The following is a 24,744-nucleotide window of genomic DNA, read 5'->3' on the forward strand; positions in this document are numbered from 1 at the left end:
TAACAAACCTTTCGCCAGCCGGAACCGATCCCAGGTGATAAAAGGGGGATACCTAAATAGCCGTTAACGACCCGGCGAGCCAAAAGGGTTTACCTGGCTGAACAGCGTTATTTCATGGTCTCTTCAGCATTCGCTGCAATAACCCGTCGTTCGGATTAAACCGGAAAGGCTTTTTTATCCGCACTCGCCAGGCTGACAACGTTGTTCATCGAATCTGAGAGAGACTCTTTTTTCTCCATGCCGTGCAGCAAATGGGTCGATAAAATAATGCCGGCATGAATCCCCTGCAGCGCTTCAAGACGAGAGCTTTTGGTAATGGTATTTAATACCGCTTCGCTTTCAATGCGTAACTGACAGATCAATCTGTCTACCGACGCCAGCCGTAATAATTCCGGCAGCGGCAGATTCTTTAACAAATTAATCAGTTCTTCATTAATGCCTAAAAAAAAAGCTGCCGTACAGGCGTCCTGCTGGATAAGATGCTGAGCAAGCAGCAGGTAAGAAAGATTGAATGCATAAATATTTTGCAGCCGATCATCATAACTATACATACCTGTTTTCATCATATTTATCACTCGATTAGACTTTTTGCGTCGCCCGGCGCGATTAGCGCGATTAATCAGGCAGCACTACGATGATTTATTGACATCTAACCTGGCGCGCAGTCGTTTAATTGCCTGACTGTGCAACTGACTGACCCGCGTTTCGGTGATGCCAAGCACGTAGCCCACCTCTTTCATATTCAGCTCCTGCTGGTAATAGAGATTCAGCAAGGTTTGCTCCCGGTCAGGCAGGTTTTTTATTTCCCGGCTGATGTGAGCGGTTAATCGGGTAAACAGCGCTTCGTTGAGTGGATTTAACGCTTCGTGATTGCTGTCTGGCTGTTCAAAGTTATCGCCATACTCTTCCTGCAGCTCATCCAGCGAATAGATCATGCTGTTGTTATTTTCTGCCAGCATCGACTGATATTCTGCCAGCGAAACGCCCATTTCCTGCGCCACGTCCGCCTCTGTAGCCGTTTGCCCACTCTCCTGCTCAATCCGCTGGATCGCTGTAGAGAGCCGACGGGAATTACTGCGAACCCGCCGAGGTACCCAGTCACGCTCACGTAATTCGTCGATTAATGCCCAACGAACCCGCTGACTGATATAGGTACTCAGAGCAATGCCTTTTTTTGGATCATAATTATCAATCGCATTTAATAACCCAACGGCCCCGGCCTGAATAAGATCGTCCAGTTCCACGCTGACCGGTAATTTCACCTTTAACGTCAGCGCTTCTTTACGCACCCAGAAACGGTACTTCAACCACAGCGCATTTTTATCGATCACACCTTCTGAGGTATAGATACCATCCAAAATTAGCTATTCCACTACAACAAAACAGAAGACGATTATTAACGATTGACCAATAATCAAATAGTCTGATAAGCCCGTATAACTACGCGCATTTCGCCTGCCGGGGGAAATGAATATAAGGGATAAACAAACAACGGTGAAATACCCTTGTTTGTTTATCGACTTAGCTGTTATTTACTCAGAAATCAGACCAGTCGCCTTCAGATTTATTTTTTCCGAACGCCGGTTCGCTCAGTACCATGGTTTTTTTAATGGTGTTAGTTGCGGCATATTTGCTGCTTTTTTCTTCACTTGCCTGATTTCCTTCCTGAAGTGAAAACTGCGACACCGCCTGCTCCAGATTATGCGCATACTCTTCGACACTGCGCGCAACGCTGGCAGCCTGCTCCACCATGCCGGCATTTTGTTGGGTGACGGAATCCATCTCATTCACCGCCTGCGCGATTTGGTTGATGCCGGTGCTTTGCTCATCTGACGCCGAGGTGATCTCTGACATGATATCGGTAACCTGGGTAACCGATTTCACCACTTCGTTCATCGCGGTGCCGGCCAGTTCCACTTCCTGCGAACCGGTATTCATGTTGGCGACGGCGATATTGATCAGCTGACGGATCTCTTTCGCTGCATCCGCACTGCGCTTCGCCAGGCTACGAACTTCACCGGCCACCACGGCAAATCCACGACCTTGTTCCCCGGCACGCGCCGCTTCAACGGCCGCATTCAGTGCCAGAATGTTGGTCTGGTTAGCAATGCTGTCGATCACGCCGTTGATATCCGCAATCTGCCGTGAATTATCGGTAATTTCACGCATGATGCTGTCGAGGTTAACCATCACATCGCCACCCTTACGGGCACTGCTGTTGGCCGTTTCAACCAGCTGTTTGGCGCTGTGGGCATTGTCGGCGTTCTGACGCACGGTAATTTTTAACTCTTCCATGCTGGCCGCGGTTTGTTGTAACGCCGAGGCCTGCTGCTCGGTGCGCGAAGAGAGTTCGTTGTTGCTGTTGGCAATTTCTTTTGCACTGCCGTAAATGCTGGTGACACCATGGCGGATATCCGACACGGTTGCGGTCAGCGTGACGCGCATTTTCTCCAGCTCGGCCAGCATTTCACCGATTTCATTTTTCGAGCCAATATCAATCGGCTGACTTAAGTCACCGGAAGCCAGCATCGCAAAGGTTTCGCGGGTCTGATGTAAGCGGGTGAACACGGTTCTTTTCAGCCAGATACGCATGAAAATCATCATGCCTATCGCCACTAACAGGATGACACAGGCGTAGCTCAGCATTCTTGAGTTTTGCGCATCTGCCAGCGCTTTACGCTCTTCCATTAACGTGTTGAGAATGACGCGGTATTCATACAACGCTTGTCTTATTGCGGTATTGTATTTGGCCGTTTCATCTGCGACTTCATCCGGAGAAAGCAGGGATTTCTTCGGATCAATAATAGTATCGCGAATTCTTAGGGTGAAATTATGTAAATCGTCATACGCTTTCTTAATCTCTTTCTTTTTTTCCGTTTCCCTATGCGATATCACAGGCTGACTCATAAATAGCTTGTAGTTATCGTCCGCTAATTTAATGTCTTCGTTAATTTCTGCTAATGCCTGTTCATCGAGATTGCTGGTGCCTGTTTTAACAAACTCCTCATGCTGAGCAATAGATGAAAGCGAAACTGAACCCAGTGCAATATTGAGCCTGCCGATGGAATCCTGAATGACATTATCTGCATTTGAGATAGTGAGTGCTTCCGTCCGCTGTCTGTCGAACCGATGTGCACCAGAGATATTAAAGAACGAAATTAACGCCAGGAACAAGATAAAAACATACATCAGGGAGTTTATCCCTGTTGAAACTTTAATATTTTTTAACATGATAACCCTACAGGATTCTAATGAATCGATGAATAATTACTGATGTTTTCACTTTGCCATTAAGCCGAAAAATGAGTAATAGATTTTTATTATGTGAAGTTGAAAATCGATATTTTCTGCATGGCCTGAAATACTGTCATTGACGAGGTAAGGGCAAATTCAGACATTTTAGACTGGGTAATCAGGCCAATCTGGGTGTCAGAATCTGATCCTATCGCCTGCTGCAGTCGCGCCGTGACGTTGATTTTTTGCGCCTCGGCGCTGAAGGTCAGGGTGTCGAGGTGTTGCTGGTTAGTCCCCACTTCTGACTGGATTTTGCCAATGTTATCCACATTTTTTTTGACGGTAACGTTCACGCTGTCCAGCGTATCCATCAGCGCCTGACGATCGGCATCACTGGCACAGGGCTTATTTAATGCGGCGATCGCCTTGTCGACAGCGGCCAGCAGATCATCACTGCTGCCGCTCATGAAAAGCTGTTGCCCGGTATGGCTTACCGGTATCTCAAGGTTATCGCTGATCTTTTGAGTTATCTGCGTATCGCCGCCCACGTAGCTGCCATCCTCAGCGAACGGCGCGCTGCCGGTTTTATAACCAGCAAAGATATAGCGCCCGCTGCTGTCGCGGGTATTGCCCAAATCGGCCAGATTGTTGCGAATGCCCTGTAACTCAGTCGCCAGTGCCTGACGGTCCTGATCGGAATAAGCGCCATCGCCGCCGGCAATAATTTTTGACGTCAGATTACCGGTCAGCACGCTTTGAATACTGCTCAGGGTGTTATCTTCCTGGCCTAACGCATCCTGTGCGTGAGTTCTGGCCGTATCGTACTGGCTCATTCCGGCTAAGCTATTTTGCAATGCCACCGCCTCAGACGCGCCAGCAGGGTCGTCCGACGGTGTTAATAGGGTCTGCCCGGCAGCAAGGCGTGCATTAACGTTATTTCCGCTGGACATTGATTTAGTGATGCTATCAATATTGTGTTGGTACATATAGTGAGTACTAAAACGCATCCCTATACCCTCTGTTAATTAATGAAAATCGGCCACGAAAAGATCTATTTAATATTAAGTATGGTATCGAACAGCGTAGTGGCCGTTTGTAATACCTGGGAATTAGCCTGGTAGTACTGGGTATACATCTGCATGTTGATATACTCTTCGTTGATATCTACCCCAGCAACCGACTGCTGTTGCTGGCCCCACTGATCCAGTACGCCGGCAGCGGTCGAGCAGGCCGATTTCACCGATGTCATTGAAGAACCCACCGAACTCACCAGGCTGGCGTAGGCCTCGCTCAGGGTCGCTTTACCAATCAGCTGCTGATTTTTGATATCAACCATCTGTTTAATATTTTCATTATTGCTTTCCTCGGTTGCATCAGCAGAGCTTGAGGCGGCAATTTGATCACCACTGCTAATCGCCACCGTCAGCGAGGCAGCGGCACCGGCCAGCGGATTACATTCAAAGCTGTCGCCAGCCTGCGGTGTGCCCTGCGGGGTAACCGTGATGCCATCAAAACTCAGCGAGCCATCGCTGCCGACCGTCGGGGTAATCGCTTGTCCGTCAGCAGTTTTTACCGTCCAGTCGCTGGCGGAGGGACCGGTGAAGGTCAGGGTATAATCCTGTCCCTGGACTGCGCTGTTGTCGCTACGTGAAACCGTCAGTGACGCATTGCCGCTGTTATTGCTGTTGGCAATCGCCTGCGGCTCGTCAAGGGCGAAAATAGCGGTACCGGCGTCGCCATTCTGATCGTAACCCGCCTGGTTAACCTGATTGAATGTATTTGCCATCTGCAACGCCAGCTGATTAAGCTGATTTTCGGCGTCTTTCAGATCGGTATTGCGGAATTTAAGCAACCCACCCAGCGTACCGGTACTGATGGTATTGTCATCCAGCAGCCGGTCGGCACCGGTATTATCGGTGTACGCCACCACCAGTGTGTTCGGGTCCGCGGCTGAGGGCTTGGCTTTTAATTGACAAGTATCATCGCCATTCACCAGTGAGTAACCGTTCGCTAGCGTGACATCGACCCGGCCCGTGGTGCTGTTCTCATTCACTTTAATGCCGGTCAGCCCGCTGAGCTGGCCTAATACCTGATCGCGTTGGTCCATCAGGTCAGAGGGCAGTTTGCCGCTGGAGGCATGCACTTTGGCGATTTCTTTATTCAGGTTGGCGAGCTGGCTGGCGCAGGCATTGATATCGTCAACCGCCTGACTGATTTTAGTATTGGTGCTTTTTTCTAACCCTTTCAGCGTATCGCTGCTGGTGCGGTATTGATTCGTCAGTGCCTTGAACTGTGAATAGACTTCCTGGCGTGCCGCCGGGCTGGCGGCATTACCGTTGATCTCTTCTAGCGCAGTAAATACATTTCCCAGCGTGACGGAGACATTATTGGTGGTATCACCGAACATGTTATCAATCTGGCTCAGCTGCTCGTAACGCCCGTTCAACCCTTCAAACTGCGCGTTAGCACCGCGAACCTGATTATTCAGGAAACTGTCGTAGCTGCGCTTAACATCATTTGTCTGAACGCCATAGCCGAAAAAGCCGTAATTAGTGCTGCGACCGCCGGCTTCCCCCAGAATGATATTTTGTCGGCTGTACCCGTCGGTCATCGCATTACTTAAGTTGTTACCTACCACAATCAGGGCAGATTGGGCTGAATCCAGTCCGCCCTGGGCAATATTAAATAAACTCATCGCTTTACCAGCCTCATATTTTATGAGTCGAGGCCAGACTCTGGCCTGGAAATTTTATATCGTTATTTATTTATCGTGAGTTCCGGCTAAAACTAAAATGAAAACGCTAAAATATTTCCTCCAGCGTTTTTTTCACGCCACCCGCGCGGTTTGCAACATTTCCCTGAACATAATGAATAATGTTCATTAACTTTTTCGCATAATTCGGATCGGTTGCATAACCGCTTTCCTGTAAAGCATGCGCCGCTTTTTCAACTGACGGGCTATTAATCACGTTCTGATAACGCGGATTGCCGGTTAAGAAAGTGGCATAGTCTGTTAAGGCATCCGCGTAATTTTTATAAACCTTAAACGAGGCTTTTACTTTCCGCAGTGCGCCGTTGATATACTCCGAGGTGGTGATCTCAGTGGTTTCCCCTTTCCAGTCAGGCGTCGCTTTGATACCAAACAGGTTATGGCTCGGCTTGCCATGTCGGGTCGGGATCTCACGATTTCCCCAGCCTGACTCCAGTGCCGCCTGGGCGATAATCAGCTGATGCGGTATCCCGCTGTGACGCGCCACTTCCCTGGCGGGTGCCATCAGGCGTGCGATAAAGCTGTCGTTGTCCGGCTGCGCCTCCACCGGCGCACGCGGATGCGCCGGGTGGGTGTAGGGCTCTGCCGTCTGCGCCATCGGCTGTGGACGCAGGCTGGCGTTGATCAGCGTTGAAATCAGGGTTTCGTGCGCCGGTGCAGCGGGCTCGGGTTCGCTGGCCGCCATCTGCTGCATCATTTGATCGGCAAAGCCCAGCGTTCCCTGCGCCGCGATATCCTGAGAAATCTGCTGATCGTACATTGAGGTAAACATCTGCGACTGTTGATTATCGAACAGCCCGCCTTTGAAGGACGCCTCACGCATGCTTTTCAGCATCATCTGGATAAACAGCCCTTCCATCTGCTGAGCCGCGGCTTTCAGCCCCTGCTGAGGTGAACGCTTTGCCGTCAATTTGAGCGCTTCCAGATTGCGTAAATCGAAGGCGGCTCCGCCAGTAATGCTGCTGTCGCTCATCAGTCAGTTTCCAGTCGGGCATGGAGACAACCGGCGCTTTTCATCGACTGAAGAATCGCCATTAAATCGTTCGGCGTCGCGCCCAGGCTGTTTAGCGCGCGTACCACACTGTTGAGATCGGCGCTGGTGTTGAGCCGCTGCAGCGATCCGCCGCTGTTGCGCACCGACACCTGAGTGTCAGGCGTGACCACCGTGTTACCGCCTGCCAGTGGCGTATCGGGCTGGCTGACCTGGTTGTTGCGCGTCACTTCGACGGTTAAATCCCCCTGCGCCACCGCACAGGCATCCAGCGACACATGGCGATTCATCACCACCGAACCGGTACGGGAGTTGATGATAATCCGGGCGTCACCCGCATCGACCCTGATCGGGATATTCTGGATATTAGCCAGAAAACGGACCCGCGCCGCACTGTCCTGCGGCGCGTTCAGGCGCACGGTTCTGGCATTTTCCGCCGACGCGGTGGTGCCGCCGTAGCGCCGGTTGATTTCATCGCTGATCTGCTGCGCTACGGAAAAATCATCTTCATTCAGCTGCAGACGCAGCACGTTGTCACCGGCGAAGCTGGTCGGCACTTCACGTTCGACCATCGCGCCATTGCTGATGCGCGCGCCGTTCAGCTGGTTAACCTGAACCCGGCTGCCGCCGCCCTGCGCACCTGCGCCGCTGACCAGCAGATTCCCCTGGGCGAGGGCATAAATCTGGTTATCTACTCCTTTGAGAGGCGTCATCAGCAGCGTGCCGCCGCGCAGGCTTTTGGCGTTACCCATGGAAGAGACCACCACATCGATCTTATCGCCTGCCCGGGCAAAGGCCGGCAGTTCGGCGGTGACCATCACCGCAGCCACATTTTTCAGCTGCATATTGGTGCCGGACGGCACGGTAATGCCCAGCTGAGAGAGCATATTGTTCAGGCTTTGGGTGGTAAACGGCGTCTGCATGGTCTGATCGCCGGAGCCATCCAGCCCGACCACCAGACCGTATCCCATCAGGGAATTGCTACGAATACCCTGCACTGAGGTTAAATCGCGGATGCGTTCTGCGTGCACCGCAACCGGGAGTAAGATATTCAGACCTACGCAGAGCAGAGTCAGATAACGCTTTAGGTGTGCGATTTTCATAATCAGTGAGTTAAAACGGAGAAAGGTTAAGGAAAAGGCGCTGTAACCAGCCCATTTGCTGCGCTTCGTTGATATAGCCGTTGCCAACATATTCAATTCGGGCGTCAGCCACCTGCGTTGAGGCAACGGTGTTCATACCACTGATGGTGCGCGGATTCACCACGCCGGAGAATCGGATAAACTCGGTTCCCTGATTGATCGCTATCTGCTTTTCACCCACCACCCGCAGGTTGCCATTTTCCAGCACCTGGTTGACGGTCACCGTCAGCGTGCCGCTAAAGGTATTTTTGGCTGCTGCGCCGCCTTTGCCGCTGAAATCATTGTTTGCGCTGATGCTGGTGTTGGCTCGGTCACTGCCAAATAAGCCAGCCAGAAATCGCGGTGTCGCATCAAATGCCAGCGAATCAGAGCCATCCCGGCTGGCGTTGGCCGAGGAGCTTTTACTGGCGCTGACATTTTCCTGCAGGATGATGGTCAGGATGTCGCCGACGTTACGCGGCCGGCGATCTTCAAACATCGGCTGATAGCCATAATTCATCGCCTGGCCGGTCTGGAACACCGAACCGTTGTTTACCGCCGGCACCGCAACAACCGGAGCGGCGGTGGTTTTTCCCTCTACCAGCGGCGCGTGCGGGATATACGCACAGCCGCTGAGCGCTAACACCAACGCGATGCCAAAAAAAAGGGTGCCAGAACGGCGCAAAATACGAGGGGGGGCGATGAGCGTCATCGCCGAATAAGCCTTACCATTCATGTTATAACCACATCTCTTTATGCGGCGGTGCCGTTAACAGCCCGCGGCGACCCGCGTTATAAATTCGACAGCCGCTGCAACATCTGATCGGATGTTGAGACCGCTTTACTGTTAATTTCATAGGCGCGCTGGGTCTGGATCATATTGACCAGCTCTTCCGCCACGTTGACGTTAGAAGTTTCGACATAGCCCTGTCTGAGCGTCCCGCCACCGTTCATGCCCGGTGTGGTTTCATTCGGTGCGCCGGACGCCTGGGTTTCGTGGTAGAGGTTCTCACCCAGACTTTCCAGCCCGGACTCATTGATGAAGGTGGTGAGCGTTAGCTGCCCCACCTGCTGCGGTGCGGTTTGTCCCGGCAGGGTTACGCTCACCAGACCGTCGGTGCCGATAGTCAGCGACTCGGCATCCTGCGGGATGGTGATGGCGGGCTGAACCGGATAGCCGCTGGAGGTCACCAGCTGACCATTCTGGTCAAACTGAAACGAGCCATCGCGGGTATAACCGATGGTGCCATCCGGCAGCTGGATCTGGAAAAAACCGCCGCCCTGAATCGCCACATCTTTACTGTTGTTGGTCTGCGTCATGCTGCCCTGGCTGTGGATACGCTCCGTCGCCACCGGACGAACGCCGGTACCAATTTGCAGACCGGAAGGAATGGTGGTCTGCTCAGAGGACTGGGCGCCGGGCTGACGCAGCGTCTGGTAGATCAGGTCTTCAAATACCGCACGCTGGCGTTTGAATCCGTTGGTGCTGACGTTAGCCAGGTTATTGGATATCACATCCATATTGGTCTGCTGCGCTTCGAGACCGGTTTTAGCAATCCATAAAGAACGGATCATGGTTTGAATTCTCCTCGCCGGGTTTAGCCCAGCGTTAGCAACTGATTGGCGCTTTTTTCATTTTCATCAACGGTGCTGATGATCTTCATGTGCATATCGAAGCTACGCGCGGTGGCGATCATATCGACCATGGTCTTCACCGGGCTGACGTTGCTGCTTTCCAGCATGCCCGGCATCAGTCGCAGCGTCGGGTCCAGCGGCAGGGGCGCAGCACCGCCCGCGGCTGCGCTGTTACTGAGATGGAACAGTCCGTCATCTCCCATCTTCAGGGCAGCGGCCTCAGCCTTTACCATCTTGATCTGCCCGACCTGCGCCAGTGCCGTTGGCTGATCGCCGGCACCCAGCGCACTCAGGGTGCCATCGGGCGCAACGGTGACCTGCGACTGCGGCGGTACGCTGAGCGGGCCACCGTCACCCATCAGCGGCAGACCATGCACCAGCAGCCCGCCTTCGCTGTCCACTTCAATATTGCCATCGCGGGTGTAGGCCTCACTGCCATCCGGCAGCTGAACGGCCAGCCAGCCATCCTGCGGTAGCGCAACATCCAGGTCGCGATCGGTCTGATGCACCGCGCCCATGGTGGTGTCGTTCCACGGAGTCGATTCCGCCACCAGCGTGCGGGTCGCCACCGACGGTCCCTCAACCGGCACCGCCCGATACGCCATCAGCTGCGCCCGGAAGCCGGTGGTTGAGGCGTTAGCCAGGTTATTTGCCGTGACCGCCTGGCGGTTAAGCGCCGCATTCGCCGCGCCCATGGCGGTGTAAATCGCACGATCCATAGTGATCCGCCGTTAGCCGAGGTTAACCAGAGTCTGCAGCAGCTCTGATTGGGTCTTGATGGTTTGTGAATTGGACTGGTAGTTACGCTGGAAGACGATCATGTTGACCATCTCTTTACTCAGATCGACGTTAGAGGCTTCCACCTTATTGCCGTACAGGGTGCCGAGACTGCCTGAGCCGGAGATGCCGGTCACCGGCTGACCCGACTCTGGCGTTTCGCTCCAGCAGTTATTGCCCTGCGACGAGAGTCCGCCTGGATTGGTAAAGTTGCTCAACACCACCTGGCCCAGTAACTGCTGCTGGCCATTGCTGTAAGAGGCGATCACCTGGCCGCTATCACCGACGGTGTAGCCATTCATCAGGCCGGGAGCATAACCGGTGGTGGAGGGGCTGTTCATTGAGAACTCTGACGCCTGCTGGGTCATGCCGGTCAGGTCTAAATCGAAATTAAGCGCTTCACCGCCGTCATAGGCCGCGCCCTGAACGTTGAGTTTCGCCGGGCTTGTGGTGAGCTGGCCGGAGGTATCAAACTGCAGCGCGGTCTGCTGAAAACCCGTGCCTGGCGCGGTAATGTCCTGGGAATAGGCTGTCCACTGGTTATCCGCCGTTTTGGCGAAGTAAACATTGATGGTGTGCTTGTTACCCAGACTGTCGTAGGCGTCAATCATGGTTGGCGCGGTGCTGTAGCTGGTGCTGTCGGTCGGATCAAAGGTGGTGTTGGTGACCACCTCGCTGCCGGATGGCAGGTTACCGTTGAGCGTGCCGCTGTCCGAGGCGCGCGCTGGCATCTGGCCGTCAGGGATCTGAATCGGGCCGACGGCGGCACCCGGCTGAATCGTTGGCGGCGTGCCGGTGGCTTGATAGCCGGTAAGGAACATGCCCTGGTTGTTAATCACATAGCCATTGGCATCTTTCTGGAACTGTCCATTGCGGCTGTAAAAAACGCGCCCGGCTTCATTCTGCAGACGGAAGAAACCGTTGCCCTGGATACCCATATCCAGGCTGCCGGTGCCTGCGCCCAGCACACCATCGGTGAAGCTCTGGTTTACCGCCGAGACCTGTACCCCCATACCGACCTGCGAACCGGCGAACACGTCGGCGAAGGCAATTGATCCGGTTTTAAACCCTACCGTCTGGGAGTTAGCGATATTGTTACCAACAACATCCAGCGCTTGTGACGCCGCATTCAACCCGCTAAGGCCTTGTGAGAAGCTCATTATTCTTTTTCCTGGTCGATCACTAAATGATTGAATTACTCGATTTCGTAAACCTGTCCGAGCGTCGCGGTGCCGTTAACGCCAAGTTCCAGCAGTGAGCCGCCGGAGGAGAAGGCTACGCTGTCGACTTTGGCTTTTTTCAGCGCCACAATGTTCGGTGTGTCACCGTTGCTGTTGGTGGCGGTAAAGGAGACGTCAAAGCGGGTGCCTTCCGGCGGTAAAGCAGGATCAAAGTTACGCAGGTCATCAAGGCTGTAGCTCTTAACGCCCGCTTTGACGTTTGACAGTTCGGCGTGGTAAACACGGTCTTCTTTGTCAGTGAGCGTCACTTCGACATTATCCGCATCGCTATCCAGCGCGAATGAGAAGACCTTGTTGGCGCCCTGCTGGCCGCTGGTATCGACCACCGGTTTGCCTTCAACCATCACCGTGCGGCCGACCCATTCCGCTGCATTCATCTGCTGCATACTGGACACCAGCGTTCCGACGCTATTGAGCGTGTCGTTAAGCTTCTCGACCCCGGAGGCGGTATTAAATTGCGCCAGCTGCGAGGTCATCTGGTTATTATCCATCGGGTTTGTCGGGTCCTGGTTTTGCATTTGCGCCACCAGCAGCGTCATGAAATTATTCATTAAGTCCGCGCTGCTGGTGCCATCCGTGGCCGCAGTGGTGGTGCTATTCACGTTGCTGTTGTTGTTACTGCCCATTACTGGCGAGACTGCCATTCTGTTATTCCTTATTGACCCAGCGTCAGCGTTTTAAGCATTAAGGTTTTCGCGGTATTCATCACATCGACATCAGCCTGATAGCTGCGCGAAGCGGAAATGGTATTCACCATTTCACCGGCCACATCGACATTCGGCATATGGACATAACCTTTACCGTCCGCTAAAGGATTACCCGGCTCATACATCATTCGATCCGGCGCGGTACTTTCCACCACCTCACTCACCCGAACGCCACCAATTTGCTGGCCCGGCGCGCCATCAACTTTGAAAATAACCTGTTTTGCCCGGTAAGGTTTACCATCCGGACCGGCAACGCTGTCGGCATTGGCCATATTACTGGCGCTGACATTGAGCCTTTTCGATTGCGCCGTCATGGCTGAGCTGGAAATATCAAAAATACTGAGCAGTGACATCTCAATAATTACCCCTGATTAATCGCATTCATCATATTTTTAATTTGCGCACCGAGAATCGTCAGGCCTGATTGATATTTCACACTGTTATCAACAAAGTTGGCGCGTTCGCGATCCATATCAACCGTATTCCCGTCTGCAGAGGGCTGATCGGGAATGCGATACAAAAGATTGGGGTCACTCATCGCCGGTGCCTTTGCCGCAATGTGCTGGCCTGAGGTCAGGGTTAATGCCAGCGGCCCCGACTGACTGGCGGTGCGGGAGAACGCCGCGTTTAACTGCGACGAGAAATCGATATCTCTGGCCAGATAGCCCGGCGTGTCAGCATTTGCCACATTTGAAGCCAGAATATTCTGGCGCTTATTGAGCAGAGACAGCGCGGCCTGCTGGAAGCCTAACTCCCTGTCGAGTTTATCAAGCATAAGGATTATTTATCTCGTGCCGGTGGAATTCTAATTGCGCCATTTTAAAAGAGAGCAGCAGAAATCTATAATTTGAAAAATCGACAGAAGCAGCACTACTTGGTCGGTTAACAAGGCAATTAAAAAAGAAGCGCAGGTGCAATCCGGCTAAATAGCCACATTTATGTCATTACTTTCTTCATCAGAAAGTTAAGCTTTTACCGTAGAATTATTCAATGCCGATGGTTCAGGCCAGATCATTATTAATCCGCAACTTTTCATTGTTTCCGTTCAGGACATTCATATCGTGGCAACACAATATTCCGTTATCATTAAAATCATCACGCTCATCGCACTGCTGACAGCCGCCGATATTTGCAGTGCCGCGCAGGCGGATATTCAGCTAACGGAAGCAATTACCGCCCTGTTGAACAACAACATCAATTTACCGCCATCGGTGCGACCGCGCCTGAGGGTGCGGTTGCTCACGCCCAGGGCGCAACTTGCCACCCTCTGTGCCAGTCCGGTACTGACGCTGAGCGGAAATCTGAGCCGGTTGGCTGGCGCGCACAGCATCATTGCGCAGTGCGACGCCCGCCGGCACTTTATTCAGATTCATCTGGATGTCACGGCGACCTGGTGGCAGGCAAGTCGCCTGTTGCGGCCCGGAGAGCGGGTCAGCCGGGAATCGATTCATCCGCAACGCGGCTCGCCTGAACATCTGCCCAGCGGGCTGATCTACGATCCGCAGCGGATTATCGGGCGCGTCACGTTACGCGCGATTCATCCGGGTGAGAACCTGGTCGAAAGTCAGCTGCGCCAGCGCTGGGCGATCGTTGCCGGAGAGAAGCTGGAAGTCAGTTATCAGGGGGATGGCTTTACTGTCCATGCCGCCGCGAAGGCGCTGGACAATGCCGCGCTGGCGCAACATTTACGGGTGCAGACCCCGACCGGTCAGATCCTCACCGTGACGGCGACGGGCACAGGCCAGGCCGCCGTGGCGGTAGATTAATCCGGCTGGCGTAAAAGATAACCGGTCGGCCGCCTTCAGTAATTTCGACAACGCCCGATAATTTACTTTAACTGGAAAATATTTTTACCGAACAGATTGTCGAGGATATTGATGAGCATAGAACGCAGCCAAAAGATCACGCCTGCCGTATTCACCGAAATTCATCCGGAAGCCTCAAAGCGTGCTGACCGACGTCATGTGGAGGGAGCCACCTCCGCCAGCAAAACCCGTACCGGGACTAAAGTCAGCCTGAGTAATCAAATCCAGTCGCTGCAAACTAACAGCAGCCAGGATATCAACATTGAATATCTGGACAAGATCAAAGCCGCACTCAGCGCCGGTGAACTGCCGATTAATACCGATAAGATTGCCAGCGCGCTGACCAAAGAAATGTTTCAGATAATCTGACGTGGGTAGTTAACTGATGAATGATCTCCGTATTACCCTGGTAAAACTGCACAGTCTGTTAGCAGAGCTGAAACCGGTGCTGGAAGAAGAGCTAAGCCAGCTCAACCGGCCACAGCTTAATCCGGTGACCCTGCAGATGCTGTCTGACAATAAAAGTCGTCTGCTATCGACGATTAATTTTTACGAAGAGCAGCGCAAAGTAGAAGAAAACCGGCTGGGTATGGCCGCACCTTATCACCAACAGCCTCTGCTGAATTCGCTGTGGGACAATGTGATCGCCATTGCCCGCCAGACCAGCTCGATGAATATGAGCATCTATCCGATTTTAGAACTTCAGATGCAGAAAGCCTTAACTCTGAAAAGTATGGTAAAGCAGGTGAGCCATCGCGCAGCGCTGTATGGCGCGGATGGTACCGCACAGCAAAACCTCAAAGGAATGGCGTACAACATCAATATTTAATGGCAGAGGATGCCCGGCCAAAGAGATAAGCCGTAAAATACCCCCAATACAGGGGGAAGGATGACCGGAGAATAACGGTTTCATGACGGCAGGAATTGTCCAGGCTTATCTCAAAGTAGCAGAACAGTACGGCAGTCACTGCCTCACATATACCTCTAAATGGTTATTCCAGCACCTTCTTCTTCGCTAATCATCATTCGCTTAGATCGACCGTGTCCGGTAGCATTTCAAAAACTGCAATAATTCTCATAACATTCTCTTTTCAAAAACCAGCATTATTTAAATCAGAGGCATGACAAAAAACATGCTGCACCAAAAGTCACAGCCAGATCTGACAAAATGAATCACACTGAATAATCGCACCTTCAGAAAATGAATTTCTTTACGACGGAAACAGTGTAATGATCTAAATCATAGACGCTGAGACAACCGACTGTTCCGATAGCGATTATCAAATTGAATAAATTTCCGCGCTCGCGAATAACCTTTTAAATAATGTGGTTACTTGCCAAATAGCCTCTATTATTTTGCTTATTTAGTGACATCAGGCTTCGCTCAGAAAAATTACAATGGTATACTTATGTAAATAATCTTTTTATTTCCCCCTGGCAGTAGTAAGGCGGTAATAAGCAGCGCTACGGCGCTGACATTACCTGCCTCGCATGTCAGCATCTGTCGAAACATAAAGGTAACATAACCAAAGGAAATACCAACAAGTGAAAAATATGCATTACCAGAATACAACAAACGAGCATGTTCAGAATATCAATGATTTGAACTTATCTTATCTGTTGCTGGCGCAACAATTAATAAACCAGGGAGATAAAGACGCCGCAAGCTTCCGGCTTGGACTGCCTGACCCATTGATTTCTATGCTTAAAGACCTGTCAATTTCACAGCTGATAAAATTAGCTTCGACCAATCAGCTTATTTGCCAGCTGCGGATTAACAGTGAAGCGGTGATCGAATTCCTGACTAAAGATTCCCGTCTTGACGCGCTCCAGCATATTCATACCGGTATCATTCTTTCGAGTGATATTCTGCATTCTCTTTCTGAACCAACCCTGGCAAAGTGAAGATAACCCCATGAATGATCAAAGCATTTTGGATGAAATTTATGACACGCAGCTGGCGATGGAGCTGGTCTCTTCTGGTGCACGTATGCAGGTACTGGAGAGCGAAACATCACTTAGCCGCCGCAAGCTGTTGCGCCTGTATAAAGAGATAAAAGGCTGTTCACCGTCTAAAGGCATGCTGCCCTTTTCACCCGACTGGTTTACCTCATGGGAACAAAATATTCACTCTTCTTTATTTTATAACATCTATCTTTATCTGCATAAAACAGAGAACAAACGTCCTGTCGAATCGTTACTAAAGGCATACAGACTTTACAGCGAACAGTGTCCGTGCGAACCTGGTGAAAAACCGGTACTGGAATTTACCCGCGCCTGGACGTTGCTGCGCTTTATTGACTGCAACATGCTGGAGCAGATTCCCTGCTCGACCTGTGGCGGGAAATTCATTTCGGCACCACGCTACATCAATACGCTATTTATTTGTAGCTTATGCCATCCCCCTTCACGCGCGAGCAAGAAAAATTGCGCTAAGGCCCACGTATCTCATTGATATCGGAAATACCTGTTGTTTTTTCCAGGCCGGTAAACGGTAAATATCTGTTTCCGGCCAGGGGTTAACGGGCAAAAAGCTGACACTAACCTCCGCTACTCTTTCAATATTCATTAACATCGATCAGGTAAAATAAAAATGTCTATATAACAATAATTTTTACGGATATTTATGATGAATATGCCCTCTGTTTCATTTGAACGTATAGAACAAATATTTCAGCAAAGTAATGCTAAAGTCTTGTCCCTTGACTGTTTCGATACGCTTTTCTGGCGTAACGTTTCTCGCCCGTTTGATATATTTACCCGACTGCAACATGGCCTGTGTCCGCTTGCCAGAGGCGTAGCCGAAGCCGATGCCAGAAAGAAAAAGCGTATCGCAACCGGGCTGGAGGAAGTCAGCCTGGCGGAAATTTATGGCGAGCTGAAAGGCCAGTTTGATGCTGAACAACAGCAGCAGATGATGGAGCACGAGCTGGCGCTGGAGATCGACAACGGCTTTCTGTTTCCACCGGCGCTGGCGCTATTACGTCAGGCAAAAGCACGCGGTATCCGCACCATTATTGTCAGCGATACCTATTTAGATGCCGGCCAGTTGAGTCGCCTGTTAGCGGCGCACTGTGATGAGATTCCAGACCTGATTGACCATATCTATTGTTCGTCAGAATTTGGTCACAGCAAATCAGGCTCGCTCTGGCCAGAGATCGTTCAGCGCGAGCAGGTTAAGCCGCAGGATATTTTTCATGTCGGCGATAATCACCGGGCGGATTACCTGCAGCCGGTGAAGTCCGGCATCACTGCCATTCACTTTAAACAGAATGAAGCGTTGGTGACCAACGTGCTGGAACAGCGCAGCGTTGCGGCTAAGCTGCTGTTCCCGGCCTGCGGGGCGACAGCACCGGTCCCCTCACTGTTCCATGCCTGTTACTCCGTCGCGCTGCGTAATGAGATCAGCAGCGAGCAACTCACCGGCTGGACCACGCTGGGTCCGATACTGTATGCATTTGCGCTCTTTATTAAACAGCAACGCGACCTTATGCCCGGCGTCCGGCTGGGCTTTTTGATGCGGGATGGCTACATGCTCCGCGAGGCGTATCATGCGCTTTATCCTGACGAACAATCTGCCTCGCTGAATATTTCCCGTTTCACCGCCATAAAAAGTGCCTTTCACTCTCGCCAAAGCATCGTCGACTATTTAGGGAAAACATTACGTGCGGCGGAGCGAGTCACTGCGGCGGGATTCGACATGATTAGCCGACATCTGATGCTGAGCGAACGGCGGAAAAAAAAGATCGCATCGCAGCTTAAATTACACAATCACTCGGCAGATTACCTCTATAAGTCACTTCTGAGCCATGAGGTGGTGAAGGAAACACTTGCCCGTTCAGCGGCCTGCCGCCAGCGGCTGATAACCCATCTGCAAAATAAGCTGCAGCTGCAGCCGGGCGAAACCCTGATGCTGATCGATCTTGGCTATGCGGGCACGGCGCAAAACCTGCTGGCACCGCTGCTGGAAGCAGCGCTGAATATACAGGTCCGCGGCTGCTACCTGATTGCCGCCTGGACAGCCGGCTGGCAGCAGAATCGCACCGCGCTGGTTAATCCTGACACCGCTGATTTCCGCCTGATTCGCACCCTGACCCGCTTCATCGCCTCGTTTGAAATGCTCTGCTCTTCGCACGGTTTTTCGGTGGTGGATTACACCGATGATGGCGAGCCGATAGGTGAAGGCGTGATGCATTCAGAGAAAATGATCTCGGCGGTAAAGGCGATTCAGCATGAAGCCTTAAGGTGTGTCCGCCAGGTGGGAGAACGGGCAATCCCGGCTTCACCGGCGCTGTGGGACTCTGCGGCTATCGATCTGGTCCGTTATACCTATTTCCCGCTGGCGATTGAAACTGATCTGCTGCAACACCTGACGTTCGACATTAATATGGGAACCGATGCGACGCAGCAAATGGTTGATGCGGAGAAGGCGATTGGCTATATGCGCCGCTACGGCGTAGCGCGTCTGGCGCAGGATGAAAACAGCGAGAGCCGCACCAATACCCCTTCTGAACTGCGTCATTGCGGTATTGAATATTCTCTGTCACTGCTGTCGGCTTCCCGCAACGCACTCTCCTGGTCGCTCTCTCAAAGCTCACAGCGTCAGCAACCGCTGGAGGTATTATTTATCCGCAACGATCAGCCTCCGCTGACGGAAAAGCTGTTTGCCACCAGCACCTTCGACGGTTTTTTCTCAATTTATATTCCAATGGTCACCGCTGAGGTGGTGATTGCTATCGGAAACTCATTGCGGGATTTTGAAGTGGATAGCCTCAGCCTGACGTCGCAGCAGGCGCTGTTTAAAAGCACTGAACAGCAGCAGTCCTACCGGCTGGATAAGGATAAAGACTACTTTATTGATGGTGCGACCCAGCACGATAAGCTGGTATTAAATATGCAGCCAGACGGCTTTATCTATGTCAAACCGCAAAAAAGCCCTGCCCAGGCGGTGCTGCATTTTGTCTATCGGCCGTTAAACCCACAGATTCAGGCAGTGAATGACTGAAATAAAATAGGGGTATCTCAGCTGCCGGGCAGCATGCAACAGGGTGACGGGGAAATCCGTTATCGCAATGGTGCAGCATCCATCTTGTGCGGCATCCCGTCGGCTGTTCGCCGACGGGATGCACTCATCTCTCCCGCACACTGCGGACTATGACCACAACGTTACATTCCCTCTGGCCCAGCCCAGCCCAGCCCAGCCCAGCCCAGCCTGAAACAGCCCGGCCTGCTGCTGACGACAAAAGCATGACTGCCGTTAACTGTGAAAAATCGCATGACGGGATTGATTCTGTCAGCAGGGAGCCGCCGCTGTGCGATCGGCTGACCGTAAACCGGATCGCTAACCAAGGGGGCACAGGAATAAGGTAAACAACGGGTGCCGGAACAGGAAAAGGGCTCATGTCGCCCGGCAGACGCGCTCCAGTTCCGGGTGAGGGTGGTGGCACCTGAGAAGGGTTGGGTCTTTAAACGGAAAACCCCGCCGAAGCGGGGTTTTTAGAAGTAGTCGAAGCTGACCGTTAAGCCGGGTTCTGTCGTGGACAGTCATTCATCTAGGCCAGCAATCACTCACTGGCTCAAGCAGCCTACCCGGGTTCAGTACGGGCCGTACCTTGTGAACCCCTATTTGGCCTTGCTCCGGGTGGAGTTTACCGTGCCACGAACTGTTGCCAGTCGCGCGGTGCGCTCTTACCGCACCCTTTCACCCTTACCTGATCCCATTTCTGGGCCATCGGCGGTTTGCTCTCTGTTGCACTGGTCGTAGGCTTGCGCCTCCCAGGCGTTACCTGGCACCCTGCCCTATGGAGCCCGGACTTTCCTCCCCTCTGCCCGTCTCCCCACAAGTGAGGACGACGACAAAGCGGCGACTGTCTGGTCAGCTTCGGCGCGGGATGATAGGGCATTCGCCGCCATTTGTCACGCCTCTTGCTGCTCCAGCGCATATTTGTAGAGCGCATTTTTCTTCACGCCATGGATCTCAGCGGTCAGGGCAGCGGCTCGCTTAAGCGGTAGCTCTTTCTGCAGCAGCGCCAGCGTGCGCAGTGCGTCAGGCGGTAGCGCCTCTTCGTCCGCCTTGTGGCCTTCGACAATCAGCACCATCTCGCCTTTGCGACGATTTTCATCCTCTTTCACCCACGCCAGCAGCTCGGCGACCGGCGCACCGTAAATCGACTCCCAGGTTTTAGTCAGCTCGCGCGCCAGCACCACATACCGGTCAGCGCCCAGTTCAGTCACCATGTCCTGCAGGCTGTCCAGCAGACGGTGGGTCGATTCGTAGAAGATCAGGGTACGTGGCTCCTGCACCAGCGCACGCAGGGTATCGCATCGGCCTTTGGTTTTGGCCGGCAGAAACCCTTCGTAACAGAAACGATCGGACGGCAATCCGGCAGCACTCAGGGCAGCGATGGCGGCACAGGCGCCTGGCAGCGGCACCACCCGAATCCCCGCTTCGCGACAACGTCGTACCAGATGGTAGCCGGGATCGTTGATCAGCGGCGTGCCGGCATCAGAAACTAAGGCTATGCTTTGACCCTCTTGCAGCTTCGTCAGCAGCAGCTCGGCCTTCTGTTGCTCGTTGTGGTCGTGAAGTGCGAAGAGTCGCGCAGTGATGGCGAAATGTTGTAGCAACAGCCCGGTATGACGTGTATCTTCCGCAGCGACCAGATCGACGCTCGAAAGCACCGTCAGCGCCCGCTGGGTGATATCACCCAAATTACCAATCGGGGTTGGAACGATGTAGAGCGTGCTGGCAGAAATCTCTGCCCGATCGAGTTGTTTCATTGTTTCATCCGAATTGCCGATTTAATATTGAGCATCTTGAAAAAAACATCACTGGATACAGTATGCTTCCTTCAAAAGTCGTTCGTCGTAAAGCAGGACGCTTTCTGCCTGTCATTCTTGCCGGGCTGATTTTAGCCGCGTGTAGCGGTCAGGGGCCGCAAACCTCAACCGTCAATATTCAGGGGCCTGCTACCGCCAGCTCAGCCTATTATCTGCAACAAGCGCAGCAGAGCAGCGATGATAGCAAGACCGACTGGCAATTACTTGCAATCCGCGCCCTGTTGAAGGAAGGAAAGTATCCTGAGGCGACCCAGCAGCTCAGCCAGCTGCCGCAGCAGCTTTCAGACACTCAGCAGCAGGAACTCTTGCTGTTGCAGGCGCAGCTACAGCTGTCGAAACAGCAGATTAAAGAGGCGCAGGCGCGTTTAGAGCAGGTGAAAACCAGCGAACTGTCGCAGGATCAGCTGGCCCGCTACTACGGTTTGCAGATTGCTCTCGCCCAGGGCCGTCCCTCGCTCTCGCTGCTGCGCACCTATATTGCGCAGGAGCCGCTGCTGAAAGGCCCGGATCATCAAAGTAATATTGACGCCACCTGGCAGGCACTGACCCAGATGCCGCCGCAGGAAGTCAGTAATCTGGTGATCAACGCCGACGAAAATGTTTTGCAGGGCTGGCTGGATCTGCTCGCGGTCTGGCGTGCCAATAGCCAGGATGCTGAGATGCTGAAATCCGCCATTAAAGACTGGCAGACCCGCTATCCGCAGAACCCGGCAGCCAAAACCTTGCCGACTCAGCTGAGTCAGATGCAGAACTACACCAAAGCCTCCACCAGCACCATTGCGCTGCTGCTGCCGCTCAACGGCCAGGCGCAGGTGTTCGCCAATGCAATTCAGAAAGGCTTTAATGACGCCAAAAATGGTGCCCTGACGCCAGCGCCGCAGCCTGCAGCAGCCCAGCCCGCGCCAGCGGATGCCAGCGCCAGTGCGCAGCCCGCCGCTGCTGATGCGGTGGTCAGTCCTTCTGCCGCCCCTATCAGCGCGCCGCAAGCGCAGCCAGCCGATGCGGCAACGCCACAGCCGGCTGCCACCCAACCTGCTGAGACTCAACCTGCGGCGACCCCACCCGCCGCCGCCGAACCGGCCAGCAACGCGCAGATCAAGGTCTACGACACCAGCAGCCAGCCGATTCAGCAGGTGATGCAGCAGGCGCAGCAGGATGGCGCCACCATCGTGGTGGGTCCACTGCTGAAGAGTGACGTTGAGCAGGTCGCTAACAGCCAGACACCACTGAATGTGCTGGCGCTTAACGAACCGGAAAAGATCCAGAACCATCCGAATATTTGTTACTTTGCGCTTTCTCCTGAAGACGAAGCGCGCGATGCCGCGCACCATATCTGGGAGCAGGGCAAGCGTCAGCCGCTGCTACTGGTGCCGCGCAGTGGGCTGGGCGATCGCGTGACCAACGCATTTGCTCAGGAATGGCAGTCGCTGGGCGGCACCACCGTGCTGCAGCAGCGCTTCGGTTCCACCGCTGAGCTGAAACAGGGCATCAACAGTGGCGCAGGCATCAGTTTATCCGGCACGCCGGTTAACGCCGCACCTGCCGAGCCGCAGGGCGTCTCGATTGCGGGCGTGAACATTCCGGCTCCGCAGCAGAGCACGCCAGACGTCGCCAGCCCCAGCGGTGACGGCGCGGTCGATGCGGTCTATATCGTCTCAACACAAGGCGAGCTGCAGCTGATTAAACCGATGATCACCATGCGTACCGGCAGCCGCAGCAACATCGCGCTGTATGCCAGTTCCCGCAGTGCCCAGGCGGGTGCCGGTGCCGACTTCCGGCTGGAGATGGATGGCCTGCAGTTCAGTGATATTCCGCTGCTCTCCGGCAACAATCCGGGTCTGATGCAGCAGGCGTCTAAGTCCTTTAACAATGACTATTCGCTGGTGCGTCTGTATGCGATGGGAATTGATGCCTGGACGCTGGCGAATCACTTTAACCAGATGCGTCAGTCACCGGGCTTTACGCTGGACGGCAATACCGGCAAGCTCAGCGCCGATGCGGATTGTGTGATCAACAGGAAGTTGACATGGAACCAGTATCGTCGGGGCGAAATCGCGCCGGCCAACTAAATCGCCGTCAGATTGGTGCCGGGCACGAACAGCGTGCCCGCCGCTATCTGGAGCAGGCAGGCCTTAAATGGGAAGCCAGCAATGTCCATTGTCGCGGCGGGGAACTTGACCTGATTATGCGCGACGGGCACTGTTGGGTGTTTGTCGAAGTTCGCTACCGGCGCGATGCGCGTTACGGTGGCGCCCTCGCCAGCGTGACCCGCGAGAAACAACATAAGCTGCTGCGTGCTGCCGCTCTCTGGCTGGCACAACGCGGCGGCAGTTTTGAAACAGTGAATTGCCGTTTCGACATCATCGCCATTACCGGCACGGCGCTCGAGTGGCTGCCGAATGCCTTTAATGCAGACGTTTAGAACCAGGTGGTCGTGTGCAGGACAGAATTAAAGCGTGTTTTACCGAAAGTATCCAAACCCAGATTGCCGCTGCAGAAGCGTTGCCCGATGCCATTTCCCGTGCGGCGATGACGCTGGTGCAGTCGTTACTGAACGGCAATAAAATCCTCAGCTGCGGCAATGGTGCCTCATCAGCCAATGCGCAGCACTTTGCCGCCAGCATGATCAACCGTTTCGAAACCGAGCGCCCCAGCTTACCCGCGCTGGCGCTGAGTGCCGACAATGTGATGCTGACCGCGATTGGCAACGATCGCCTGCATGACGAGGTGTACGCCAAGCAGGTGCGGGCCCTCGGCCAGGCAGGCGACGTGCTGCTGGCCATCTCCACCCGCGGCAATACCCGTGACATTGTTAAAGCCGTTGAGGCAGCAGTGACGCGCGATATGACTATCGTTGCGCTTACCGGGTATGATGGGGGCGAACTTGCCGGACTGCTGGGCCCACATGATGTGGAAATTCGCATCCCGTCGCACCGCAGTGCCCGTATTCAGGAGATGCACATGCTGACCCTCAACTGTTTATGCGATCTGATCGATAACACCCTGTTTCCACACCAGGAATGACCGAAGGAGCTCCAATGAAAGCATTGAACGCTGTAGCCATCCTGTTAACCGCAATGCTGCTGCAAGGCTGTGTTGCCGTGGTTGCCGGCAGCGCCGCTGTCGCCACCAAAACGGCCACCGATCCACGCACCGTTGGCACCCAGGTCGACGATGGCACGCTGGAATTACGCGTCTCTAACGCCTTAGCCAAAGATCAACAAATCAAAAGTGATGCCCGCGTTATCGCTACCGCTTATCAGGGCAAAGTCCTGCTGACCGGCCAGGCCCCTTCGCAGGAGATCGCCGACCGGGCTAAACAGATCACCATGGGCGTTGATGGCGCAACCGAGGTGTATAACGAAATTCGTATCGGCCAGAAAGTGACGCTGGGAACCTCTTCTTCAGATACCTGGATTACCACTAAAATCCGTTCGCAGCTGCTGGGCAGCGATCAGGTGAAATCATCTAATGTGAAAGTCACCACTGAAAATGGCGAAGTGTTCCTGTTGGGTCTGGTGACGCCGCAGGAAGCGCAGGCAGCAGCCGATGTGGCCAGTCGGGTAAGCGGCGTGAAGCACGTGACCACCGCATTTACCATGCTGAAGTAAACCTTCAGACAG

25 protein-coding genes and 1 other RNA gene are annotated in these 24,744 nt (G+C 53.5%); 10 read left to right on the forward strand and 16 right to left on the reverse strand.

The genetic code is table 11. The features are described from left to right. Nucleotides 1-155 precede the first annotated feature (155 nt). From flhD (AC6I8D_RS17175) to flgB, 14 genes are all read right to left on the reverse strand, one after another. On the reverse strand, nucleotides 156-566 hold the full coding sequence (flhD, locus tag AC6I8D_RS17175; RefSeq protein WP_497820695.1) for a flagellar transcriptional regulator FlhD: 411 nt from the start codon (nucleotides 564-566) through the stop codon (nucleotides 156-158). A 63-nt stretch (nucleotides 567-629) separates the two neighbouring features. Next, entirely contained in the window at nucleotides 630-1,358 is a 729-nt protein-coding gene (locus AC6I8D_RS17180) for an RNA polymerase sigma factor FliA (protein WP_312053236.1), read from the reverse strand. Between the two features lie 178 nt (nucleotides 1,359-1,536). Beyond that, nucleotides 1,537-3,231, reverse strand: coding sequence for a methyl-accepting chemotaxis protein (locus AC6I8D_RS17185; RefSeq protein ID WP_497820519.1), 1,695 nt, complete (start codon nucleotides 3,229-3,231; stop codon nucleotides 1,537-1,539). An 89-nt stretch (nucleotides 3,232-3,320) separates the two neighbouring features. Continuing rightward, nucleotides 3,321-4,241 (reverse strand): flagellar hook-associated protein FlgL, encoded by a 921-nt coding sequence (flgL, locus tag AC6I8D_RS17190; protein WP_312053240.1) that lies wholly within the window; start codon nucleotides 4,239-4,241, stop codon nucleotides 3,321-3,323. Between the two features lie 44 nt (nucleotides 4,242-4,285). Further along, nucleotides 4,286-5,929 carry a flagellar hook-associated protein FlgK gene (flgK, locus tag AC6I8D_RS17195; RefSeq protein ID WP_312053242.1) on the reverse strand — a complete coding sequence of 548 codons (1,644 nt, stop codon included), beginning with the start codon at nucleotides 5,927-5,929 and terminating at the stop codon, nucleotides 4,286-4,288. A gap of 106 nt (nucleotides 5,930-6,035) precedes the next feature. Then, nucleotides 6,036-6,977 carry a flagellar assembly peptidoglycan hydrolase FlgJ gene (flgJ, locus tag AC6I8D_RS17200; protein WP_497820520.1) on the reverse strand — a complete coding sequence of 314 codons (942 nt, stop codon included), beginning with the start codon at nucleotides 6,975-6,977 and terminating at the stop codon, nucleotides 6,036-6,038. Further along, nucleotides 6,977-8,098 carry a flagellar basal body P-ring protein FlgI gene (locus tag AC6I8D_RS17205; protein ID WP_409455969.1) on the reverse strand — a complete coding sequence of 374 codons (1,122 nt, stop codon included), beginning with the start codon at nucleotides 8,096-8,098 and terminating at the stop codon, nucleotides 6,977-6,979. The genes flgJ and AC6I8D_RS17205 overlap by 1 nt, the downstream gene beginning before the upstream one ends. 10 nt (nucleotides 8,099-8,108) lie before the next feature. After that, on the reverse strand, nucleotides 8,109-8,828 hold the full coding sequence (locus AC6I8D_RS17210) for a flagellar basal body L-ring protein FlgH (protein WP_312053372.1): 720 nt from the start codon (nucleotides 8,826-8,828) through the stop codon (nucleotides 8,109-8,111). Nucleotides 8,829-8,908: 80 nt separating this feature from the next. Beyond that, complete coding sequence (flgG, locus tag AC6I8D_RS17215; protein ID WP_312053246.1) at nucleotides 8,909-9,691, reverse strand: flagellar basal-body rod protein FlgG; 783 nt, start codon at nucleotides 9,689-9,691, stop codon at nucleotides 8,909-8,911. Nucleotides 9,692-9,714: 23 nt separating this feature from the next. Beyond that, a complete protein-coding gene (locus AC6I8D_RS17220) occupies nucleotides 9,715-10,470 on the reverse strand; it encodes a flagellar basal body rod protein FlgF (protein WP_312053248.1) in 756 nt (251 codons plus the stop codon). Between the two features lie 12 nt (nucleotides 10,471-10,482). Then, nucleotides 10,483-11,688, reverse strand: a complete 1,206-nt coding sequence (gene flgE, locus AC6I8D_RS17225) for a flagellar hook protein FlgE (RefSeq protein ID WP_312053249.1) — start codon at nucleotides 11,686-11,688, stop codon at nucleotides 10,483-10,485. Between the two features lie 35 nt (nucleotides 11,689-11,723). Beyond that, a complete protein-coding gene (locus tag AC6I8D_RS17230; protein ID WP_497820521.1) occupies nucleotides 11,724-12,413 on the reverse strand; it encodes a flagellar hook assembly protein FlgD in 690 nt (229 codons plus the stop codon). 11 nt (nucleotides 12,414-12,424) lie between these two features. After that, a complete protein-coding gene (gene flgC / locus AC6I8D_RS17235; protein ID WP_312053252.1) occupies nucleotides 12,425-12,829 on the reverse strand; it encodes a flagellar basal body rod protein FlgC in 405 nt (134 codons plus the stop codon). A gap of 8 nt (nucleotides 12,830-12,837) precedes the next feature. After that, nucleotides 12,838-13,251, reverse strand: coding sequence for a flagellar basal body rod protein FlgB (gene flgB, locus AC6I8D_RS17240; protein ID WP_312758675.1), 414 nt, complete (start codon nucleotides 13,249-13,251; stop codon nucleotides 12,838-12,840). A gap of 286 nt (nucleotides 13,252-13,537) precedes the next feature. On the opposite strand from flgB, the gene flgA reads away from it, so the two are divergent. The 6 genes from flgA to AC6I8D_RS17270 all read left to right on the forward strand — a co-directional run bounded on the left by flgA (nucleotide 13,538) and on the right by AC6I8D_RS17270 (nucleotide 19,286). Further along, entirely contained in the window at nucleotides 13,538-14,242 is a 705-nt protein-coding gene (gene flgA / locus AC6I8D_RS17245) for a flagellar basal body P-ring formation chaperone FlgA (RefSeq protein ID WP_312053256.1), read from the forward strand. Between the two features lie 111 nt (nucleotides 14,243-14,353). Next, a complete protein-coding gene (flgM, locus tag AC6I8D_RS17250; RefSeq protein WP_497820522.1) occupies nucleotides 14,354-14,650 on the forward strand; it encodes a flagellar biosynthesis anti-sigma factor FlgM in 297 nt (98 codons plus the stop codon). A gap of 16 nt (nucleotides 14,651-14,666) precedes the next feature. Next, nucleotides 14,667-15,110, forward strand: a complete 444-nt coding sequence (locus AC6I8D_RS17255) for a flagella synthesis protein FlgN (RefSeq protein WP_312053259.1) — start codon at nucleotides 14,667-14,669, stop codon at nucleotides 15,108-15,110. A gap of 725 nt (nucleotides 15,111-15,835) precedes the next feature. Beyond that, entirely contained in the window at nucleotides 15,836-16,186 is a 351-nt protein-coding gene (flhD, locus tag AC6I8D_RS17260; RefSeq protein WP_312053373.1) for a flagellar transcriptional regulator FlhD, read from the forward strand. 10 nt (nucleotides 16,187-16,196) lie between these two features. Further along, nucleotides 16,197-16,736 carry a flagellar transcriptional regulator FlhC gene (flhC, locus tag AC6I8D_RS17265; protein WP_312053260.1) on the forward strand — a complete coding sequence of 180 codons (540 nt, stop codon included), beginning with the start codon at nucleotides 16,197-16,199 and terminating at the stop codon, nucleotides 16,734-16,736. A 240-nt stretch (nucleotides 16,737-16,976) separates the two neighbouring features. Continuing rightward, nucleotides 16,977-19,286, forward strand: coding sequence for an HAD family hydrolase (locus tag AC6I8D_RS17270; RefSeq protein WP_497820523.1), 2,310 nt, complete (start codon nucleotides 16,977-16,979; stop codon nucleotides 19,284-19,286). A gap of 499 nt (nucleotides 19,287-19,785) precedes the next feature. Here AC6I8D_RS17270 and rnpB read toward each other — a convergent pair. Next, nucleotides 19,786-20,164: RNase P RNA component class A (rnpB, locus tag AC6I8D_RS17275), an RNA gene on the reverse strand. A gap of 33 nt (nucleotides 20,165-20,197) precedes the next feature. Further along, nucleotides 20,198-21,061: a 16S rRNA (cytidine(1402)-2'-O)-methyltransferase gene (rsmI, locus tag AC6I8D_RS17280; protein WP_031377220.1), complete on the reverse strand. Its 864-nt coding sequence runs from the start codon at nucleotides 21,059-21,061 to the stop codon at nucleotides 20,198-20,200. Between the two features lie 62 nt (nucleotides 21,062-21,123). Here rsmI and AC6I8D_RS17285 point away from each other — a divergent pair, with 62 nt between their 5' ends. The 4 genes from AC6I8D_RS17285 to dolP are packed head-to-tail and all read left to right on the forward strand — an operon-like array spanning nucleotide 21,124 to nucleotide 24,732. After that, complete coding sequence (locus tag AC6I8D_RS17285; protein WP_497820524.1) at nucleotides 21,124-23,190, forward strand: penicillin-binding protein activator; 2,067 nt, start codon at nucleotides 21,124-21,126, stop codon at nucleotides 23,188-23,190. Further along, complete coding sequence (locus tag AC6I8D_RS17290) at nucleotides 23,148-23,543, forward strand: YraN family protein (protein ID WP_031376378.1); 396 nt, start codon at nucleotides 23,148-23,150, stop codon at nucleotides 23,541-23,543. Before AC6I8D_RS17285 ends, AC6I8D_RS17290 begins: the two co-directional genes overlap by 43 nt. A 14-nt stretch (nucleotides 23,544-23,557) precedes the next feature. After that, nucleotides 23,558-24,145 (forward strand): DnaA initiator-associating protein DiaA, encoded by a 588-nt coding sequence (gene diaA / locus AC6I8D_RS17295; protein ID WP_031376379.1) that lies wholly within the window; start codon nucleotides 23,558-23,560, stop codon nucleotides 24,143-24,145. 14 nt (nucleotides 24,146-24,159) lie between these two features. Next, nucleotides 24,160-24,732, forward strand: coding sequence for a division/outer membrane stress-associated lipid-binding lipoprotein (gene dolP / locus AC6I8D_RS17300; RefSeq protein WP_031376380.1), 573 nt, complete (start codon nucleotides 24,160-24,162; stop codon nucleotides 24,730-24,732). Nucleotides 24,733-24,744 lie beyond the last annotated feature (12 nt).

The sequence above is a fragment of the Pantoea sp. X-Soil-MYKO-1785 genome (genome assembly GCF_059730675.1).

Bases quoted from the DNA above. Each gene is read 5' to 3' on its own strand.
- flhD (WP_497820695.1), bottom strand. From the start codon at position 566: ATGATGAAAACAGGTATGTATAGTTATGATGATCGGCTGCAAAATATT.
- AC6I8D_RS17185 (WP_497820519.1), bottom strand. From the start codon at position 3,231: ATGTTAAAAAATATTAAAGTTTCAACAGGGATAAACTCCCTGATGTAT.
- flgL (WP_312053240.1), bottom strand. From the start codon at position 4,241: ATGCGTTTTAGTACTCACTATATGTACCAACACAATATTGATAGCATC.
- flgK (WP_312053242.1), bottom strand. From the start codon at position 5,929: ATGAGTTTATTTAATATTGCCCAGGGCGGACTGGATTCAGCCCAATCT.
- flgJ (WP_497820520.1), bottom strand. From the start codon at position 6,977: ATGAGCGACAGCAGCATTACTGGCGGAGCCGCCTTCGATTTACGCAAT.
- AC6I8D_RS17205 (WP_409455969.1), bottom strand. From the start codon at position 8,098: ATGAAAATCGCACACCTAAAGCGTTATCTGACTCTGCTCTGCGTAGGT.
- AC6I8D_RS17210 (WP_312053372.1), bottom strand. From the start codon at position 8,828: ATGACGCTCATCGCCCCCCCTCGTATTTTGCGCCGTTCTGGCACCCTT.
- flgG (WP_312053246.1), bottom strand. From the start codon at position 9,691: ATGATCCGTTCTTTATGGATTGCTAAAACCGGTCTCGAAGCGCAGCAG.
- AC6I8D_RS17220 (WP_312053248.1), bottom strand. From the start codon at position 10,470: ATGGATCGTGCGATTTACACCGCCATGGGCGCGGCGAATGCGGCGCTT.
- flgE (WP_312053249.1), bottom strand. From the start codon at position 11,688: ATGAGCTTCTCACAAGGCCTTAGCGGGTTGAATGCGGCGTCACAAGCG.
- AC6I8D_RS17230 (WP_497820521.1), bottom strand. From the start codon at position 12,413: ATGGCAGTCTCGCCAGTAATGGGCAGTAACAACAACAGCAACGTGAAT.
- flgC (WP_312053252.1), bottom strand. From the start codon at position 12,829: ATGTCACTGCTCAGTATTTTTGATATTTCCAGCTCAGCCATGACGGCG.
- flgB (WP_312758675.1), bottom strand. From the start codon at position 13,251: ATGCTTGATAAACTCGACAGGGAGTTAGGCTTCCAGCAGGCCGCGCTG.
- flgM (WP_497820522.1), top strand. From the start codon at position 14,354: ATGAGCATAGAACGCAGCCAAAAGATCACGCCTGCCGTATTCACCGAA.
- AC6I8D_RS17255 (WP_312053259.1), top strand. From the start codon at position 14,667: ATGAATGATCTCCGTATTACCCTGGTAAAACTGCACAGTCTGTTAGCA.
- flhD (WP_312053373.1), top strand. From the start codon at position 15,836: ATGCATTACCAGAATACAACAAACGAGCATGTTCAGAATATCAATGAT.
- flhC (WP_312053260.1), top strand. From the start codon at position 16,197: ATGAATGATCAAAGCATTTTGGATGAAATTTATGACACGCAGCTGGCG.
- rsmI (WP_031377220.1), bottom strand. From the start codon at position 21,061: ATGAAACAACTCGATCGGGCAGAGATTTCTGCCAGCACGCTCTACATC.
- AC6I8D_RS17285 (WP_497820524.1), top strand. From the start codon at position 21,124: ATGCTTCCTTCAAAAGTCGTTCGTCGTAAAGCAGGACGCTTTCTGCCT.
- AC6I8D_RS17290 (WP_031376378.1), top strand. From the start codon at position 23,148: ATGGAACCAGTATCGTCGGGGCGAAATCGCGCCGGCCAACTAAATCGC.
- dolP (WP_031376380.1), top strand. From the start codon at position 24,160: ATGAAAGCATTGAACGCTGTAGCCATCCTGTTAACCGCAATGCTGCTG.